Source organism: Aquabacter sp. L1I39, from assembly GCF_017742835.1.
Classification (GTDB): Bacteria; Pseudomonadota; Alphaproteobacteria; order Rhizobiales; family Xanthobacteraceae; genus L1I39.
In genome coordinates this window covers 4,158,636-4,174,899 of the sequence record NZ_CP072392.1, presented here as the reverse complement: position 1 = coordinate 4,174,899, position 16,264 = coordinate 4,158,636, and the positions used below count along the sequence as shown (strand labels likewise).

Sequence of the window (16,264 nt, the reverse complement as noted above, 5' to 3'; positions counted from 1 at the left end):
CCGACCGCCTCCCGTCCGGCGCGGCCCCGTGCTAGATCGAGCCGCACCGGACGGAGGATGCCATGGCAAACGACCAGCTCACGCGTTTTTTCGGCGGCTCGCCGACCATGGTCCTGGTGCGGCTGGTGATTTTGTGCGTGGTGGTGGGCGTCATCCTCGCCGCCATCGGCCTTGATCCACGCAACATCCTCGACAGCCTGATCGGCTTTGCCGAGAGTCTTTACGACCTCGGCTTCGGCGCGGTGGAGCGGGTCTGGCGTTATTTCCTGCTGGGCGCGGTGGTGGTGATCCCCCTCTGGCTGCTCCTGCGCCTCCTCAACGGCTTCAAGAGGTGAGCACCGCCCTGGCGGCCGATGGGCCGCAGGCGGTCACGCACCGCCGGGTGCTCGCCATCGCGCTGCCCATGACGGTGGCGCACCTGACGACGCCGCTCCTGGGCATCATCGACACCGCCGTGGTGGGGCGCCTGGGCGATGCCGCGCTCATTGGCGGCGTGGCGCTGGGCGCGGTCGTGTTCGATTTCCTGTTCTGGGGCTTCGGCTTCCTGCGCATGGGCACGGTGGGCCTTGCCGCCCAGGCGCTGGGGCGCCGGGACAAGCTGGAGGAGCGGGCGGTCCTCGCCCGTGCGCTGATGCTGGCCCTTGTGTGCGGCCTGGCCCTCATCCTTTTGCGCACGCCCATAGAGGCGGCGGCGCTCGCCCTTGGCGGGGCATCGGCCGAGGTGAACAGCGCGGTGGCGGCCTATTTCCAGGTGCGCATCTTCGCCGCTCCCTTCAGCCTTGCCAATTATGCCCTGCTGGGCTGGCTCACCGGGCTCGGCCGCACAGGGCACGCGCTGGCGCTGCAGGTGGGCATCGGCCTCCTCAACACGGCCCTGACCATTTGGCTGGTGCTCGGCCTGGGCTGGGGCGTGGCGGGGTCCGCCGCGGGCACGCTGGCGGCCGAGATGGCCGGCGCGCTGGTGGGGCTTGTCCTGTGCGCCCGTCTGCTGGGGTTCCGCCTCGCGGTCCCCCGCGCCGTGCTGCTGGACCGGCGGGAGTTGCTGGCGACGCTCGCGCTGAACCGCGACATCATGATCCGCACCGCCGCCCTCATGTTCGCCTTCGGTTTTTTCGCCGCCCAGGGGGCGCGATCGGGCGACGTGACCCTGGCGGCCAATGCCCTCTTGAACAACATGGTGCTGCTGGCCGCCTATTTCCTCGACGGCTTCGCCACCGCCGCCGAGCAGATCTGCGGCCAGGCGGTGGGCGCGCGGGACCGCGCCTCCTTCATGAAGGGCATGCGGCTGGTGCTCATCTGGGGCTTCGGCGTCGCCGTGTCCGCCTGTCTCGCCTATCTGGCCATCGGACCGATGGTCATTGACCTCATGACCACCAATGGTGAGGTGCGCGCCGCCGCTCGCACCTTCCTCATCTTCGCGGCCATCCTGCCGGTCGTGGGCGTCTTCGCCTATGCCTTTGACGGCATCTATATCGGCGCCCTGTGGTCGCGCGACATGCGCAACCTCATGGTGGCCGCGCTGGCCGCCTATCTCCTGGCCTTCTTCGGCCTGTCGTTCCTGGGCAATGCCGGGCTTTGGCTGTCGCTGCTGGTATTCCTGGCGGCGCGCGGCAGCTTCCAGGCGCTGCGCCTGCCCGCTCTGGTGCGGGGAACATTCTCGGCTTGACCCTTGCGCGCATCAGGCGTTCCCTGAAGGGCGGTGGGACAAGCAGGGAAGAACAAACATGGCGCCCCCCTCCCCCGTTCTTATCGTCGGCGCAGGCCCGACCGGCCTGACATTGGCCAATGCCTTGCTGACGCTCGGCATTCCCTTTCGCATCGTCGACAAGCTCGCCGCTCCCGCCACCGTCTCCAAGGCGCTGGCGGTGTGGAGCGGGAGCCTGGAGGCGTTCGGAGCGCTGGGCCTTGCCGAACGCTTTATCGCCGACGGCATGCGCATGGAAACGCTCCGAATTGGTGACAATTCCCACCCGCTCGCGGCCATGCCCATCGCCGAGGGCGTGGACAGCCCCTATCCCTTCACGCTCATCCTGCCCCAGTCGCGCACCGAGGCGATCCTGACTGAACGCCTCGCGGAAAGCGGCATCGCGGTGGAGCGAGGCGTAGAACTCCTCGGCTTCACGGAAGCCGGGCGCGTGGTGGAAGCCCGCCTCCGGCATCCGGACGGGGAGGAGGAAGAAGCGGCCTGCAGCTTCCTGGTGGGCTCCGATGGCGCCCGCAGCGCGGTGCGGCGCGGCCTCGACATTCCCTTCGAGGGCTTCACCGAGCCCCAGACCTTCATTCTCTCCGACACCCAGATGGATGGCCCGCTGGACCCGTCTTCCATCTATATCTGGTGGAGCGCGGCCGGCTCAGTCGCCCTCTTCCCGGTGACCCCGGGCGTGTGGCGCACCTTCGCCATGCGGGAGGACCCAGCGTCGGACGAGCCGCCGACGCTGGAGGAAATCCAGCGCCACCTCACCGCCTCCGGCCTTGGGGTGGTGGCGCATGATCCCACCTGGCTGTCGGCCTTTCGCGTCAATGAGCGTCTCGTCGCCAGCTATGGCCGGGGACGGGTGTTCCTGGCGGGAGATGCCGCCCATATCCACAGCCCCGCCGGCGGACAGGGGATGAATACCGGCATCCAGGACGCCATGAATCTGGGCTGGAAACTCGCCGCCGTCCTGTCCGGGCGGGGCGTCGCGGACGCGCTCCTGGGCAGCTACGAGGCGGAGCGACGCCCGGTTGCACGCGCGGTCGTGGCGGGCGCGGCCCAGAAGCTGCGGTTCGGCATGGTCTCCACCAGCACGGCCACGCGGGTGGTGCGCGATGCCCTGGTCTCGGTGGCCTCCCGCCTGCCGGTGGTGCGCCGCAAGCTCCAGGCCGAATTGTCGGAGACCGACATCGTCTATGACAGCGGTCCGCTGCTGGAAGCGGTGGAGCGCCTCTCCACCAGCGGCGCGCCGGCGTCCGGGCACCGGGCACGGGATGCGGCGCTCGGTGACGCCCGGCTCTGGAGCCGCTTTTCCGGTGCCAGGCACACCTTGCTTCTGCTGGGGCCACCCGGCGCTCACGGCGCCTTGCGCGCCCATGCGGCACGCATCGGTTCGGCGCTCGGGATCGAGGAGAGCGAGGCGCCCGAGCTGCTCCAGCGCTATGGCTTTTCGGAACCCGGCTGGGTGCTGGTGCGGCCGGACCAGTTCATCGCCGCCCGCGGTCCGGCGCGCGATGACCGGGCCTTCCTGGCCTATGCCCGTCTCGCTCTGGAGCCGGCGGCCGAATAACATCGTCCGCCGGGGGCACCCGGCGGCTCCGTCCGTCTGGCGGGATGGTTGCGTCCGGCGCGGCCGCCTTATTGGCGGGGGCCAATCACCGTATATTCGCCGGCTCGGATGCGCGCGGAGAGGCTCTCCACATAATCGGCGCAGGCCTCCTCGCCATAGGTGGAGACCAGCCGGCGCAAGGCGGTGAAGAGCGCCGCATGCACCATGCAATCCTCGTCGAGGCCATCCCGCATGGCTTCCACCCAGGCATCGTCCAGATAGGACAAGGCCGCGTGGCGCTCGTCGGAAGCGGCCTCGGCGATCTCCTTGGTGGGACGGTATGAACTGATGCTGGACAAGGGGGCCTCCGGCGCGCCGTCACCCGGGCGCGCTCCTTCCCTACCACAGCGCGACGCTGCGTCGTGGAAGTTCTAAACGAAAGGTTAACGGGCTCTGAACCCTCCCCGCACATTCACGTGGGGAGAAGCCGCGCGGGTCGCGCCGGTCAGTTTCCGCCGTAGCGCACCACGATTTCGTGGGAGAGGCGGGCGCCCTCGTCCAGCTGGCGCTGCACCGCCACGGCTGCGGCCGGCGTGCAGGTGCGATAGACCTGGGCGTAGCTGTTATAACCCTGGTTGAAGGCCGCCACGAGCCGGGCCCTGCGGCTGTCGGAGGGCTGCTCGGTGTCGATCAGCCCCTGCATTTCGCCGCGCCAGCTCTGCGCCTCCGCGCTCATCCCGCACAGGGGCCGCAAATAATGCAGGCCCCCCAGGATCTCGGCGAGGCGCATGAGATCGGTCTCATAAGGCGGCGTCGAGCCTTCCGCCGCGCGTGCGCCGGACACCCCGCATGCGGCGAGGAGGAAAGCGAGGAGCAAGGCGGTCAGGCGCATCAGCGTGTCGTCGCGCGTTCCGGACGCCGGGTCAAGACACGTCGGTCGCGGCGGAGGTGGGCAGCAGGGTCGCCGCCTTGAACACCACGTCGGAGAGGCCGCGCGTGGTGGCCAGACCTGCCACCTCCTCCGGCAGGAACCAGCCGATCTCGGTTGCCTCCTCCCCCACCTGCGGCTCGCCCCTCTGCCAGAGGGCAGCATGGGCGATGACCACAAAATGGCTCCTGAGCAGCCCCGCATCGTCCATCGTAATGAAGTCCAGCACCGCGGCGACGCCGAGCACCCGCGCCGTCACCTGGACCTCTTCCATCACCTCCCGCGCCGCCGCCTGCGCCACCGTCTCGCCCGGCTCCACCCGCCCGCCGGGCAAGCTCCACAGGCCAAGGCCCGGATGGAAGCCGCGCCGCGCCAGCAGCACGCGCCCGTCGCGGAACACGGCGGCGCTGGCAGCGAGGGTGGGACGGACCGGCTCTGTCATGTTCGGGCCTTGCTCCTTGGAACCTCATCCTTATACCCGAGCAAGAGCGGCGGCGAAGGCGCGTCGGACCAGGATTGAAAAGCGCCCCCATCGGGCGGATTTTTCAGGACGAGAAGGAAGGCGGATCGAGTTCCAGATGGTTGAGACGCCCGACCCCCCATCCCCCGCCCACGCGCCCGCTTCCCGCAAGGCCGCGCGACCGGCCCCGCGCGCCTGGCAGCGCATGCTGTCCGGCCGGCGGCTCGACCTCCTGGACCCCACCCCGCTCGATGTGGAAATCGAGGACATCGCACATGGCCTCGCCCGCGTCGCCCGATGGAACGGCCAGACGCGGGGCGACAACATCTTCTCGGTGGCCCAGCACTCGCTCCTGGTGGAGCGCCTCGCCCGCCGCACCTCGCCCAATATCGACCCGCGCTGGCGCCTCGCCGTCCTGCTGCATGATGCGCCCGAATATGTGATCGGCGACATGATCTCGCCCTTCAAGGCCGTGCTGGGAGGCGACTACAAGGCGGTGGAGGCACGGCTTCTCGGCGCCATTTCCCTGCGCTTCGGCCTGCCGCCGGTGTGGCCGGACGCCCTCGTCAAGGTGGCCAAGGTGGCCGACAGGGCCGCCGCCTATCTGGAGGCGACCCACCTCGCCGGCTTCGAGGCCCAGGAGGCGCTGGCCTTCTTCGGCCGCCCGGTGCGCCTCGACGACGCGGTGGAGAAGGACTATCTCACACCCTGGACGGCGGATGAGGCGAAAGCCCGCTTCATCGCCCGTTTCGAGGAGCTCGTGTCATGATCCATGTCTGCTCCCTCGCCCGTCTCCATGCGACGGTGGAGGCCACTGGCGCGCGCCACGTCATCAGCCTCATCAATGGCGGGACGGTCTTTACCCGGCCGTCCAATGTGGACCCCACCAACCATCTCTTCCTCGGCATCAACGACATCGTGATGGAGATGGAAGGACTGGTGGCGCCCGGCGAGGCGCACATGAACGAGTTGCTGGAATTTGTGCGAGCCTGGCCGCGCGAGGCGCCGCTGGTAATCCATTGCTATGCGGGCATTTCCCGCTCCACCGCCGCCGCCTATGCCACCGTGTGCGCCCTGCTCCCCGAGCGGGACGAGGCGGAGATCGCCACCGCCCTGAGAGCGGCGTCGCCGACCGCGACCCCCAATGCGCGCCTGGTGGCCTTGGCCGATCGGGCCCTGCGACGCGACGGGCGCATGGTGCGCGCTATTGAGGCCATCGGTCGCGGCCGCGACGCCTATGAGGGCGAGCCGTTCTCGCTGGCCTTGATCTGAGGCTCAGGCGGACACATCGGGAAAGGCGTGCGCGCCGTCCGCGCCGAGCGGCAGCGGCTTCACCCAGCGCACGGCGGTAAGGGGAAGAGGCCCGTAGAGGTGCGGAAACAGCGCGCCCCCGCGGGAGGGCTCCCAGCGCAGCCCCTCCCCCAGAAGAGTTGCATCCACCGCCACAAGGAGAAGATCGGCCTGCCCGGCAAAGTGCTTTGCGGCAGTCTCGACCACTTGGTCTGCGGTGGAAAAATGAATGTAGCCATCGGCCAGGTCCACCGGCGCACCCTCGAACCGGCCGGCCGCCTCCGCCAGCGCCCAGGGGGCGGCAGGGGTGATCTTGAACACAACGGAATCGGTTGCGGCCATCGGTCCTTCCTCACTCTACGACCCGCTCTACAGCATGTCAGCGTCCAGATGGAAAGATGGCGCTTCTTGCGGACAGTATTGCCGTCGCGCGCGGCGCGGGTTTCCTCTTCTTGCCGCAACTGGACCGGGAGTGGAGAGCGCTTTGCTGCAAGCTGCGGCGGCGCGGTAAAGTGTTGAGCGCGCTTGGCAATTCAAGTTCCGGCCGCAGCGGGAGAAAAAGCCGCGTCATTAAAGACAAAATTCCTTTACACATCAGCGATAAAACCATATTTTCCTAGACATCAGGATGCCTGCCGGAATGGAACACGGCAGCCGTCCTTCCGGCGTGACGGAGGCGGATGGGGTGAGCAGGGCGCTCCCTCCAGCCTTCTGCCTGCGCATGGGGCGTGGGCGACGCTTTCAACGGCTCGGCTTGACGGATCGCCTCATGCAGATGCTCACCCACGGTCAGGTCTGGACCGCCCTGGATCGCCTCGCCGCCTTGCACGGCCTCTCGGCCTCAGGCCTTGCCAAGAAGGCGGGCCTGGACGCCACCGCCTTCAACCGCTCCAAGCGCATCACAGCCGACGGGCGTCCCCGCTGGCCCTCCACCGAGAGCATCGCCAAGGTGCTGGATGCCACCGGCGCCAGCATCGAGGACTTCACCGCCCTGCTGGAGGGACGGCAGGCCACGCCTCCGGCCCAGCGCCCGGCCCAGCCCGGCTTCGCCGAGGAAGCCCCCGCGCCCGCCCGCTTGCGCACCATTCCCCATCTGGGCCTCGCCCAGGCGGGCAAGGGCGGCTATTTCGACGATGCCGGCTTTCCGGTGGGCGCGGGCTGGGACGAGATCGTCTTTCCCGGCGTCGAGGACGAGCATGCCTATGCGCTGGAAATTGCCGGCGATTCCATGTTGCCGGTCTATCGGGAGGGCGACATCGTCATCGTCTCGCCCACCGCCTCCGTGCGGCGGGGCGACCGGGTGATCGTCAAGACCCGCGAGGGCGAGGTGCTGGCCAAGGAACTGGTCCGCCGCACCGCCCGCACGGTGGAGTTGCGCTCACTCAATCCTGACCATGAGGACCGCCAGTTCGCCACCACCGATTTGTTGTGGATCGCGCGGGTGATCTGGGTCACGCAGTAAAGCCGAGGGCGCGGGGCGTTCAGGCGCGGGGCGGTTTCAGTCCTGCGCCACGCCCGGTTCCGTGCGCAGCAAGGCTTCCAGCGACTCAAGCCGGTCTGCCTCGCGGGGCGGCTTGTCCCAGCGCAGGCGCGCAATGCGGGGAAAGCGCATGGCCACCCCCGAGCGATGGCGGGCCGAGCGGGCGAGCCCCTCGAATGCCACCTCCAGCACCAGCCCCTCGTCCGCCGTGTGCACCACCTCCCGCACCGGACCGAACTTGTTGACCGTGTGGCCCCGCACGAAGCGGTCGATCTGCAGCAACTCTGCGTCGGTGAAGCCGAAATAGGCCTTGCCCACGGGCACCAGCACCTCCTGCCCCTCGGCCACCGTCCAGACCCCGAAAGTGTAGTCGGAATAATAGGACGAGCGCTTGCCGTGGCCGCGCTGGGCGTACATGAGCACGGCGTCCACGGAGTGCGGATCGCGCTTCCATTTCCACCAGGGTCCCTTGGGACGGCCGGGCAGATAGAGGCTGTCCGCCCGCTTCAGCATCACCCCTTCCACCGCCTCGGCATCGTCCCCTGCCCCCGCGGAGGCGGGCTCGGCGCGGGCGCCGACCAGTTCCTCCCAGGTGCCAAAGGGCACGAGGGGCGACAGATCCAGCCGGGGCGAGGCGGCGCGCGCGACCAAAGCCTCCAGGCGCGCGCGCCGCTCCAGGAAAGGCAGGTCGCGCAGGTCCTGCGTGCCATCCACCAGCAGGTCATAGGCCCGCACATGAGCGGGGAAGTCCCGCAGCATCTTGGGCGTCACGGCCTTTCGATTGAGCCGCTGCTGCAGGACGTTGAAGGATTGGACGCGCCCCTCCTTCAGGATCAGCAATTCCCCGTCTATGGCGCCCTCGAAGTCCAGCGCCTCCATGAGGTCGGGAAAGGCGGGGGAAATGTCCTCCCCGGTGCGGCTATAGAGCCGCGCCATGCGGCTGCCATCCGCCATGCGCCCCGCCACCGCCTGGACACGGATGCCGTCCCATTTCCATTCCGCCCGGAAGTCGGAGGGGGCGAGGGTGTCGAGGTCGGCCACCTCCAGGGGATGGGAGAGCATGACCGGCCGGAACGGCGCGGGATTGTCGCTGCGGGGCGCGGGACCGCGCCCTTCCACCCAGGCGAAGAGATCCAGATAAGGCGGCGTGAGGCCGGGCCAGACCAGCTCCACCGCGTCCGGCTCCAGGTCGCCGAGGCTCGCCACGGCCGTCTTGGCCAAGCGGGCGGAGGCGCCCACCCGCAAGGCGCCGGTGATGAGCTTCAGGAGGGCCCAGCGGCCGGTCTCGTCCAGGCCATCCAGCCAATGAGCGAGGCGAACCGGCAGGTCGCGCTTCGGAGTGGTGTGGAGCGCCTCGATGATTTCGGACAGTTCCGGCGACCGGTTCGGCCGCGCCTCCGGCGCCACCGGCCACATGAGGGCCACCGTCTCCGACAGGTCGCCCACATAATCGTAGGACATGGCGAAGAGGACCGGATCGGTGCGCTCGGCGATGAGCGCGCGGATGAGACCCGGCTTGGCATTGGCAAAGGAAAGCGCACCGGTCAGCGCCGCCAGCGCATAGCCGCGCTCGGGATCAGGCGTCGTGTGGAAATAATCCGCCATCAGGCGGATCTTGGCATTGCGGCCGGCCTCATAGCCCATGCGGTCCAAAAGAGCGGCGAAGCGGTTCATGGTGCCGCCTCCTTGGCCTCGGTCGTGGGAGCAGGAGCCGCCTCCTCTTCCTCCTCGCCATAGCCGACCATGTGGAGCGGGCGGGCCCGAAGGCCCTTCGTGCCCGCCCAATGCACCAAGGCGTCCTCCGCGCCATGGGTGACCCACAGCTCCTCGCAGCCGGTGGCGAGCGTGGAGGCGATGAGCCCGTCCCAGTCCGCATGATCGGACACCACCAGCGGCAGGTCGACGCCCCGCTGCCGCGCCCGCGCGCGCACCCGCATCCAGCCGGAGGCAAAGGCGCTGACGGGTTCGGGAAAGCCGCGCAGGAACAGGTCCGAGAGGGCCATTGGCGGAGCGATGACTACCGCGCCCGCCAGATCCGCCTTCTTCAGGCCGCGCACCGGGCGCAACTCGCCGAGCACAATGCCCTGACTGACATAATAGGCGCTGATGGCCTCCAGCGCCCCATGGATGAGGATGGGCGCGCTAAAGCCGGCCTCCCGCATCAGGGCCATCATGCGCTGCGCCTTGCCCAGCGAATAGGCGCCGACCACATGGGTGCGCTCGGGGAACAGCCGGACCGAGGCAAGGAGCTTGGCCGTCTCCGATGCCGCGTCGGGATGACGGAAGACCGGCAGGCCGAAGGTCGCCTCGGAAATGAAGACGTGGCAGCGCACCGGCTCGAAGGGCGCGCAGGTGGGATCGAAGGCATCCTTATAGTCGCCGGAGGCCACGATGGTCAGGCCGCGCCAGGACAATTCCCATTGCGCCGAGCCCAGCACATGGCCCGCCGGATGGGGCGTGAGACGCACGCCAGAGATCTCCACGCTCTCCCCATAGGCCACCGGCTGGCTGGCGCCGGCAAAGCCTTCCCCATAGCGAATGGCCATGAGGCGCAAGGTTTGCTCGGTCGCGAGCACATAGCCATGGCCCGCGCGGGCATGGTCGGAATGGCCGTGCGTGATCACCGCGCGGTCCACCGCGCGGGTCGGATCGATGTAGAAGTCGCCGACGGGGCAATAAAGGCCGCGGGGCGAGGGACGCAGCAGGTCTTCCGGGCGCATGGTTCTCCGTTATATGGGGGCGCGATCCACAAGGGCGAGACCAGGTAGCGCGCCATGTTGCATTCTTCGGGACATCCCGCCCTCGACCGGCGCCTCGACTGGGCACGCTCTTATGCGGAGGGCGGGGACCGCGAAGCCGCCGAGGGCATGCTGGCGGACCTGGTGGAAGAGGCGCCGGATTTTCTCGCGGCGTGGTTCCTCTTGGGCGAGGTGCGCGAGGGGCTGGGCCAGACCGCGCCCGCCGTCGCCGCCTATGAGGCGGCCCTTGCCCGCGATGCCGCCGACCCGCTGGGCGCGGGCCTGCGCCTCGCCCGCCTCGGCGCCCGGCCGGCGGAGGGCGCCATGTCGGCGGATTTCGTGCGCACCTTGTTCGACCAATATGCCGGCCGGTTCGACACCGCCTTGCGGGAGAAACTCTCCTATCGCGGGCCGGAAGTGCTGGCGGCGGCGGTAGAGGCCGCGTGCCGGCGCCTCGGCCGCGCCCCCGCCTTTGCCCGCGCGCTGGATCTGGGCTGCGGCACCGGCCTCGCCGCGCCGCTATTTGCTCCCTGGTGCGCGGTGCTGGAGGGCGTGGACCTCGCCCCCGCCATGGTGGAACGCGCGGAGCGGCTCGGCCTTTATGCCGCGCTCCATGTGGGGGAGATGGTGGCCTTCCTGCGCGACCAGCCCCCGCAAGGCGCTGATCTGGTGCTGGCGGCGGACGCCTTCTGCTATCTGGGAGACCTCGCCGACAACCTCGCCGCCGCGCGGGCAGCACTGGGAGGAGAAGGTCTGCTCGCCTTCACGGTGGAGACCCATGAGGGGGACGGCGTGATCCTGCGCGATACCCTGCGCTATGCCCATGGCCGCGCCTATGTGGAGCGCGTGCTGGACGATGCCGGCTTCACGGCCCTGGAACTTGCTGCCGTCTCCACCCGCACCGAGAAAGGCCTGCCGGTGCCGGGACTGGTGGTGGTGGCGCGGGCGGCCTGAGCCGCCCGCACCCATCCCTTAAGACCGAGATCACGCACGCAGCGTGGCGCCGGTCTTCTTGCTCACTTCGGCGACGATCTTGCCCGCCACCGTCTCGATTTCCGCATCGGTGAGCGTGCGTTCGCGGGGCTGGAGGGTGACCTCGATGGCCACCGACTTCTTGGCCGCGTCGATGCCGGCGCCCTCATAGACGTCGAACACGCTCGCCCCGGTGATGAGCTTCTTGTCGACGCCCTGGGCCGCCTTGAGGATATCGGCCGCACCCACCGTCCGGTCGACGATGAAGGCGAAGTCGCGCCGCACTGGCTGGAAGGCGGAGAGGTCGATGAGCGGCTTCACCTTGGTGGCCTTGGCCTTGGGCTCGGGCAACGGATCCAAGATCAATTCAAATGCCACTAGCGGCCCACCCGCATCCAACGCTTCCAGCACGGTGGGATGAAGCTCACCGAAATAGCCGATCGCGTTACGTCCAAGACGCAGAATGCCCGAGCGGCCGGGATGATACCAGCCGGGCGCATCCGCCGTGACCTGGAGATTGGCCACCGGCGCGCCGCAGGCGGCAAGCGCTGCCAGCGCATCCGCCTTGGCGTCGAACACATCCACCGCCTTGGCGGCGCCCGACCAGTGGCGGCCGGCCCCTAAGGGCTTGGCGGTCGCGCGGCGCAGGCCGGCGGCGGACATGGTCTGGTCCTTGGGCTGGTCGCCGGCGAACACCTGGCCCACCTCGAACAGAGCCACATCGCCATAGCCCCGGTCCGCATTGGCCTGGGCCGCGCGGATAAGGCCGGGCAGCAGGCTCGGGCGCATATCGGACAGGTCAGAGGCGATGGGATTGGACAAAGCCAGTTCCGGCTTGCCGCCGCCAAACAGCTCCGCCTGCGCCTTGGAAACGAAGGACCATGTCACCGCTTCCACCAGCCCACGGGCGGCCAGCGCCCGGCGGGCCTTGCGGGTGCGCAGCTGAAGGGCGGTGAGCACCGGCCGGCGGCCGCCGCCATCGCGCGGCAGCTCGGTGGAGGGCACGCGGGCAAGGCCCAGGATGCGCACCACCTCTTCCACCAGATCCGCCTTGCCCTCCACATCGGCCCGCCAGGAGGGCGGAACCACCTGCACCACGGGCGCGGATCCGCTAACCGTGAAGCCGAGCCGCTCCAGCACGCCGATCATCTCCGCCTCGGAGGCTTCGAGGCCAGACAGGCGCTTCACCTCGGAGAGGGGGAAATGGATGGTGCGGCGGGTGTCGGGCTCGGCGCCCGCCAACACCACCTGCGAGGGCTCGCCGCCGCACAGGTCCATGACGAGGCGGGTCGCCAGTTCGAGGCCCGGCAGCGCGAAGGCCGGGTCGATGCCGCGCTCGAACCGGAAGCGGGCGTCGGAATTGATGCCGAGCTTGCGGCCGGTCTGGGCGATGTTGATGGGCTCCCAGAGCGCGGATTCGATCACCACGTCGGTGGTGCCCTCGTCGCAGCCCGATTCCTCGCCGCCCATGATGCCGGCAAGGCTTTCGACGCCCTTGTCGTCGGCGATCACGCACATGGTGTCATCGAGCGCATAAGTGCGCCCGTCGAGCGCCAAGAGGCTCTCGCCCGCCCGGCCCCGCCGCACCACCAGATCGCCATGGACCTTCTTCAGGTCGAAGACGTGGAGCGGCCGGTCACGATCCACGGTGAGCAGGTTGGTGATATCCACCAGCGCATTGATGGGCCGCAGCCCGATGGCGCGCAGCTTGGCCTGGAGCCAATCCGGCGAGGGGCCGTTCTTCACGCCCCGCACCACCCGCAGCGCGAAGAGCGGGCAGAGGGAGGGCGTGTCGCCGAAGTCGAGCCGCACCTGGACCGGCGAGGGGAAGGTGCCGTCCACCGGCTTCACGTCGCGGGTCTTCAGCGTGCCGAGACCGGCGGCGGCCAGATCGCGCGCCACGCCCCAGATGCCCAGGCAATCGGCCCGGTTGGGGGTGACGGCGATCTCGATGACGGGATCGCCCAAGCCGAGAACGTCGGCAAAAGGCGCGCCCACGGGGGCATCCGCCGGCAGTTCCAGGATGCCGTCATGCTCTTCGGAAAGACCCATCTCGCGGGCCGAGCACAGCATGCCGCGGCTTTCCACGTCGCGGATCTTGCCGATCTTCAGTTCCGTGCCGGTGGCGGGGATGACCGTGCCGGGGGCGGCGAAGACGGTCTTCAGGCCCGCCCGCGCATTGGGCGCGCCGCACACCACCTGGATGGGCGCGCCGCCGGTGGACACCGTGCAGACCCGGAGCTTGTCGGCATTGGGGTGCTTCTCGGCGGTGAGCACCTCGCCCACCACGAAGGGGGCAAGCGCCTTGGCCTTGTCCTCCACCCCTTCCACCTCGAGCCCGACGAGGGTGAGGCGCTCGACGATCTCGTCGAGGGAAGCGGTGGTGTCCAGATGCTCCTTGAGCCAGGAGAGGGTGAATTTCATGGTTCGCGATCCGTCACATCGTCAGGAGAGCCGGCACGGCCCGTGCCGTCCCCCTCCCCGCCCTCACCCGCGCCGGGGATCAGGCCAGTTGCGTTGCAATGATCCCTGGCAACCGCCTCAAGGATCGTCTCAAGGACGCCCTGAAGGTTGCCAAGGACATCAAGATTGGAAAAGCGCAGCACCCGAAAGCCCTGAGACCGCAGATAGGCATCCCGGCGGCCATCACGGGCCATGCCGGCGGGCGCGTAATGTTGGCCACCATCCACCTCCACGACCAGCCGCCCGGACAGGCAGACGAAATCGAGGATGTAGGGGCCGACCGGATGTTGTCGGCGAAATCCGAGGCCAGCGAGCCGATGGGCACGGATCTCCCGCCACAGATGTTTCTCGGCATCTGTCATGGCCGTTCGCAGGCGACGTGCATTGGCGCGCGCCTTATCTCCTGGACCGGTCGTCATCATGCCCGCCCCATGGTGGAGCGGCTCACAACCGCAGCGCGCCCCCTCGGACACATTCCCCCTCCCAACCCTCCCCCGCAAGCGGGAGAGGGCTTTTTCCGTCCCGCGCACCCGAACTCCCTCTCCCGCTTGCGGGGGAGGGTTGGGGAGGGGGCTCGAGGGGCGAGAGCTCACGCGCTCAGCCCGCCCGCCAGGGTCGGGAAGTCCAGGGGCCGGAAGCCGTAATGGGAGAGCCAGCGCACATCGGCCTCGAAGAAGGCGCGCAGGTCGTTCATGCCGTATTTCAGCATGGCGATGCGGTCGATCCCCATGCCCCAGGCAAAGCCCTGGTACTCGTCCGGGTCGATGCCGCAATTGCGCAGCACGTTGGGATGCACCATCCCGCAGCCCAGGATTTCCAGCCAGTCATTGCCCTCGCCGAACCGGATCTCGCCGGGGCGGGAGCGGTCGCACTGGATGTCCACCTCCATGGAGGGTTCCGTGAAGGGGAAGAAGGAGGGGCGGAAGCGCATGGTCACGCGGTCCACCTCGAAGAAGGCCTTGCAGAACTCCTCCAGGATCCACTTCAGGTGCCCAAGGTGCGAGCCCTTGTCGATGACGAGGCCCTCCACCTGGTGGAACATGGGGGTGTGGGTCTGGTCACTGTCGCAGCGATAGGTGCGGCCGGGGCAGATGACGCGGATGGGCGGCTTCTGGGACAGCATGGTGCGCACCTGCACCGGGGAAGTGTGGGTGCGCAGCACCTTGCGCTCGCCATTGGCGCCGGGCGGCAGGAAGAAGGTGTCGTGCATCTCCCGCGCCGGATGACCGGCCGGGAAGTTGAGCGCCGTGAAGTTATGGAAGTCGGTCTCGATGTCCGGCCCTTCCGCCACGGCAAAGCCCATGTCGGCGAAAATGGCGGTCAGTTCCTCGGTGACCTGGGCGATGGGGTGCACCCGGCCAATCTCGGCCGGTGCCTCGCGCACGGGCAGCGTCACATCCACGCGCTCGGTGGCGAGGCGCGCCTCCAGGGCGGCGGCCTTCAGCGTCTCGCGGCGCACGGCCATCAGGCCCTGGATGCGGTCGCGAAGGCCGTTGATGGCGGGGCCCATCATCTTGCGCTCGTCAGGGCTCATGGCGCCCAGCGACTTCAGGAGCTCGGAGACCGAGCCCTTCTTGCCGAGCGCGGCGATGCGCACCTGTTCGAGGGCCGCCTCGTCGCCGGCGGCCAGGATGCCGCTGGCAATCTCGCGCTCCAGCGCGTCGAGGCCGGGATGGTCGGTGAGAACGAGTTCGGACATTGACCTCAGTCCTTTAATGGCACGCGCGCAGTCGAAGCGATCGAGGCGCAGCCCCGGGGATGGCCGGACACATCCGGCGACGAGGACATCCAGGGGAAGGCGCGCTGCTTATAGCCAGCCCATCCCCAAGACGAAAAGCCCCGAACGGAATTCCGCCGGGGCTCATCGGGTCTCGGAAAGGGCGGGGGTGAAAGGTCAGGCCAGAGCGGCCTTGGCCTTCTCCACCAGGGCCTTGAACGCGTCGGGCTCGTGGATGGCGATATCCGAGAGCACCTTGCGGTCGACCTCGATCCCGGCCTTGCCGAGACCATCGATAAATCGAGAATAGGTCAGGTCGAGATCAAGGGCGCGCACGCCGGCATTGATGCGCTGGATCCACAAGGCGCGGAAGTTCCGCTTCTTCACCTTGCGATCGCGATACGCATACTGCATCGACCGTTCGACGGCCGACTTGGCAGCGCGGATGGTATTCTTGCGACGGCCGTAAAAGCCCTTGGCGGCTTTGAAGACCTTCTTGTGCTTGGCGTGGGACGTAACGCCACGTTTGACGCGGGCCATGGGAAATCTCCTTCAGATCGCGGTGGCGTCAGCCGTTCGGCAGGAACGACTTGCGGATGATCCGCGCATCGCTCTCACACAGGATGGTGGTGCCGCGCAGATTGCGGACCTGATTGTTGGTCCGCTTGATCATGCCGTGGCGCTTGCCGGCCTGGCCCGCAATCACTTTTCCCGAACCCGTCAGGCGGAAGCGCTTCTTCGCTCCCGACTTGGTCTTCATCTTGGGCATTTGGCTCTCCGTGGCCGAGACGCATCGCGCGCGGGGCGCAACCTCTCCAGCCGGTTGTTGCTGTGAGCATCATGAACCCGCGCGGCAGCCCTTTATCAGCCGGCCGGTCCGAAGGCCGCACTCGTTACAGGAGGCGCGGGGAAAAGGCAAGCCGCCTCACCGACGCCGCGAAGGTGCCCAAAGGCGCCCTTTTGGCGCCCTCATG

19 protein-coding genes are annotated in these 16,264 nt (G+C 68.5%); 8 read left to right on the top strand and 11 right to left on the bottom strand.

Annotated features, from left to right (window positions below):
* Positions 1–62 precede the first annotated feature (62 nt).
* From J5J86_RS18925 to J5J86_RS18915, 3 genes are read left to right on the top strand one after another with little or no spacing between them, the layout of a single operon-like run.
* The gene (locus J5J86_RS18925; RefSeq protein ID WP_209100801.1) at positions 63–335 is read left to right on the top strand and encodes a DUF6460 domain-containing protein; all 273 of its coding nucleotides are present in this window, start codon (positions 63–65) and stop codon (positions 333–335) included.
* Positions 332–1,666, top strand: coding sequence for an MATE family efflux transporter (locus J5J86_RS18920; protein WP_247657704.1), 1,335 nt, complete (start codon positions 332–334; stop codon positions 1,664–1,666). Before J5J86_RS18925 ends, J5J86_RS18920 begins: the two co-directional genes overlap by 4 nt.
* A 58-nt stretch (positions 1,667–1,724) precedes the next feature.
* The gene (locus J5J86_RS18915; protein ID WP_209100800.1) at positions 1,725–3,263 is read left to right on the top strand and encodes an FAD-dependent monooxygenase; all 1,539 of its coding nucleotides are present in this window, start codon (positions 1,725–1,727) and stop codon (positions 3,261–3,263) included.
* Between the two features lie 68 nt (positions 3,264–3,331).
* Here the strand turns inward: J5J86_RS18915 and J5J86_RS18910 are convergent, their stop codons facing one another.
* From J5J86_RS18910 to J5J86_RS18900, 3 genes are all read right to left on the bottom strand, one after another.
* A complete protein-coding gene (locus J5J86_RS18910) occupies positions 3,332–3,601 on the bottom strand; it encodes a hypothetical protein (protein WP_247657703.1) in 270 nt (89 codons plus the stop codon).
* Positions 3,602–3,747: 146 nt separating this feature from the next.
* Entirely contained in the window at positions 3,748–4,134 is a 387-nt protein-coding gene (locus tag J5J86_RS18905; RefSeq protein ID WP_209100798.1) for a TIGR02301 family protein, read from the bottom strand.
* Between the two features lie 31 nt (positions 4,135–4,165).
* A complete protein-coding gene (locus J5J86_RS18900) occupies positions 4,166–4,612 on the bottom strand; it encodes an NUDIX hydrolase (RefSeq protein ID WP_209100795.1) in 447 nt (148 codons plus the stop codon).
* 136 nt (positions 4,613–4,748) lie between these two features.
* Here J5J86_RS18900 and J5J86_RS18895 point away from each other — a divergent pair, with 136 nt between their 5' ends.
* Positions 4,749–5,399, top strand: a complete 651-nt coding sequence (locus J5J86_RS18895) for an HD family hydrolase (RefSeq protein ID WP_209100794.1) — start codon at positions 4,749–4,751, stop codon at positions 5,397–5,399.
* A complete protein-coding gene (locus tag J5J86_RS18890; protein WP_209100792.1) occupies positions 5,396–5,902 on the top strand; it encodes a tyrosine phosphatase family protein in 507 nt (168 codons plus the stop codon). The genes J5J86_RS18895 and J5J86_RS18890 overlap by 4 nt, the downstream gene beginning before the upstream one ends.
* Positions 5,903–5,905: 3 nt before the next feature.
* Here the strand turns inward: J5J86_RS18890 and J5J86_RS18885 are convergent, their stop codons facing one another.
* On the bottom strand, positions 5,906–6,262 hold the full coding sequence (locus J5J86_RS18885) for a DUF952 domain-containing protein (RefSeq protein WP_209100790.1): 357 nt from the start codon (positions 6,260–6,262) through the stop codon (positions 5,906–5,908).
* Positions 6,263–6,318: 56 nt separating this feature from the next.
* On the opposite strand from J5J86_RS18885, the gene J5J86_RS18880 reads away from it, so the two are divergent.
* Both J5J86_RS18880 and J5J86_RS18875 read left to right on the top strand, forming a co-directional pair.
* Positions 6,319–6,540: a hypothetical protein gene (locus tag J5J86_RS18880; RefSeq protein WP_209100788.1), complete on the top strand. Its 222-nt coding sequence runs from the start codon at positions 6,319–6,321 to the stop codon at positions 6,538–6,540.
* A gap of 149 nt (positions 6,541–6,689) precedes the next feature.
* The gene (locus tag J5J86_RS18875; RefSeq protein ID WP_209100786.1) at positions 6,690–7,382 is read left to right on the top strand and encodes a S24 family peptidase; all 693 of its coding nucleotides are present in this window, start codon (positions 6,690–6,692) and stop codon (positions 7,380–7,382) included.
* A gap of 36 nt (positions 7,383–7,418) precedes the next feature.
* Here J5J86_RS18875 and J5J86_RS18870 read toward each other — a convergent pair whose 3' ends face one another.
* Together J5J86_RS18870 and J5J86_RS18865 are read right to left on the bottom strand one after the other, a co-directional pair.
* Positions 7,419–9,074, bottom strand: a complete 1,656-nt coding sequence (locus tag J5J86_RS18870) for a cisplatin damage response ATP-dependent DNA ligase (RefSeq protein ID WP_209100784.1) — start codon at positions 9,072–9,074, stop codon at positions 7,419–7,421.
* Positions 9,071–10,120 (bottom strand): ligase-associated DNA damage response exonuclease, encoded by a 1,050-nt coding sequence (locus tag J5J86_RS18865; protein ID WP_209100783.1) that lies wholly within the window; start codon positions 10,118–10,120, stop codon positions 9,071–9,073. The genes J5J86_RS18870 and J5J86_RS18865 overlap by 4 nt, the downstream gene beginning before the upstream one ends.
* Before the next feature lie 54 nt (positions 10,121–10,174).
* Between J5J86_RS18865 and J5J86_RS18860 the strand changes: the two genes are divergently transcribed.
* A complete protein-coding gene (locus J5J86_RS18860) occupies positions 10,175–11,092 on the top strand; it encodes a class I SAM-dependent DNA methyltransferase (protein ID WP_209100781.1) in 918 nt (305 codons plus the stop codon).
* Positions 11,093–11,122: 30 nt separating this feature from the next.
* Here J5J86_RS18860 and pheT read toward each other — a convergent pair whose 3' ends face one another.
* From pheT to rpmI, 5 genes are all read right to left on the bottom strand, one after another.
* Positions 11,123–13,534 (bottom strand): phenylalanine--tRNA ligase subunit beta, encoded by a 2,412-nt coding sequence (gene pheT / locus J5J86_RS18855; protein ID WP_209100779.1) that lies wholly within the window; start codon positions 13,532–13,534, stop codon positions 11,123–11,125.
* Positions 13,531–13,995, bottom strand: a complete 465-nt coding sequence (locus J5J86_RS18850; RefSeq protein ID WP_209100777.1) for an endonuclease domain-containing protein — start codon at positions 13,993–13,995, stop codon at positions 13,531–13,533. Before J5J86_RS18850 ends, pheT begins: the two co-directional genes overlap by 4 nt.
* A 167-nt stretch (positions 13,996–14,162) precedes the next feature.
* Positions 14,163–15,272 (bottom strand): phenylalanine--tRNA ligase subunit alpha, encoded by a 1,110-nt coding sequence (gene pheS, locus J5J86_RS18845; RefSeq protein WP_209100775.1) that lies wholly within the window; start codon positions 15,270–15,272, stop codon positions 14,163–14,165.
* Positions 15,273–15,467: 195 nt separating this feature from the next.
* Positions 15,468–15,830: a 50S ribosomal protein L20 gene (gene rplT / locus J5J86_RS18840; RefSeq protein ID WP_121622522.1), complete on the bottom strand. Its 363-nt coding sequence runs from the start codon at positions 15,828–15,830 to the stop codon at positions 15,468–15,470.
* Between the two features lie 28 nt (positions 15,831–15,858).
* A complete protein-coding gene (gene rpmI, locus J5J86_RS18835; RefSeq protein WP_209100773.1) occupies positions 15,859–16,059 on the bottom strand; it encodes a 50S ribosomal protein L35 in 201 nt (66 codons plus the stop codon).
* Positions 16,060–16,264: the final 205 nt, after the last annotated feature.

Bases quoted from the DNA above. Each gene is read 5' to 3' on its own strand.
- J5J86_RS18925 (WP_209100801.1), top strand. From the start codon at position 63: ATGGCAAACGACCAGCTCACGCGTTTTTTCGGCGGCTCGCCGACCATG.
- J5J86_RS18900 (WP_209100795.1), bottom strand. From the start codon at position 4,612: ATGACAGAGCCGGTCCGTCCCACCCTCGCTGCCAGCGCCGCCGTGTTC.
- J5J86_RS18890 (WP_209100792.1), top strand. From the start codon at position 5,396: ATGATCCATGTCTGCTCCCTCGCCCGTCTCCATGCGACGGTGGAGGCC.
- pheT (WP_209100779.1), bottom strand. From the start codon at position 13,534: ATGAAATTCACCCTCTCCTGGCTCAAGGAGCATCTGGACACCACCGCT.
- J5J86_RS18885 (WP_209100790.1), bottom strand. From the start codon at position 6,262: ATGGCCGCAACCGATTCCGTTGTGTTCAAGATCACCCCTGCCGCCCCC.
- rplT (WP_121622522.1), bottom strand. From the start codon at position 15,830: ATGGCCCGCGTCAAACGTGGCGTTACGTCCCACGCCAAGCACAAGAAG.
- J5J86_RS18860 (WP_209100781.1), top strand. From the start codon at position 10,175: ATGTTGCATTCTTCGGGACATCCCGCCCTCGACCGGCGCCTCGACTGG.
- rpmI (WP_209100773.1), bottom strand. From the start codon at position 16,059: ATGCCCAAGATGAAGACCAAGTCGGGAGCGAAGAAGCGCTTCCGCCTG.
- J5J86_RS18905 (WP_209100798.1), bottom strand. From the start codon at position 4,134: ATGCGCCTGACCGCCTTGCTCCTCGCTTTCCTCCTCGCCGCATGCGGG.
- pheS (WP_209100775.1), bottom strand. From the start codon at position 15,272: ATGTCCGAACTCGTTCTCACCGACCATCCCGGCCTCGACGCGCTGGAG.
- J5J86_RS18865 (WP_209100783.1), bottom strand. From the start codon at position 10,120: ATGCGCCCGGAAGACCTGCTGCGTCCCTCGCCCCGCGGCCTTTATTGC.
- J5J86_RS18895 (WP_209100794.1), top strand. From the start codon at position 4,749: ATGGTTGAGACGCCCGACCCCCCATCCCCCGCCCACGCGCCCGCTTCC.
- J5J86_RS18850 (WP_209100777.1), bottom strand. From the start codon at position 13,995: ATGATGACGACCGGTCCAGGAGATAAGGCGCGCGCCAATGCACGTCGC.
- J5J86_RS18870 (WP_209100784.1), bottom strand. From the start codon at position 9,074: ATGAACCGCTTCGCCGCTCTTTTGGACCGCATGGGCTATGAGGCCGGC.
- J5J86_RS18915 (WP_209100800.1), top strand. From the start codon at position 1,725: ATGGCGCCCCCCTCCCCCGTTCTTATCGTCGGCGCAGGCCCGACCGGC.
- J5J86_RS18875 (WP_209100786.1), top strand. From the start codon at position 6,690: ATGCAGATGCTCACCCACGGTCAGGTCTGGACCGCCCTGGATCGCCTC.
- J5J86_RS18880 (WP_209100788.1), top strand. From the start codon at position 6,319: ATGGCGCTTCTTGCGGACAGTATTGCCGTCGCGCGCGGCGCGGGTTTC.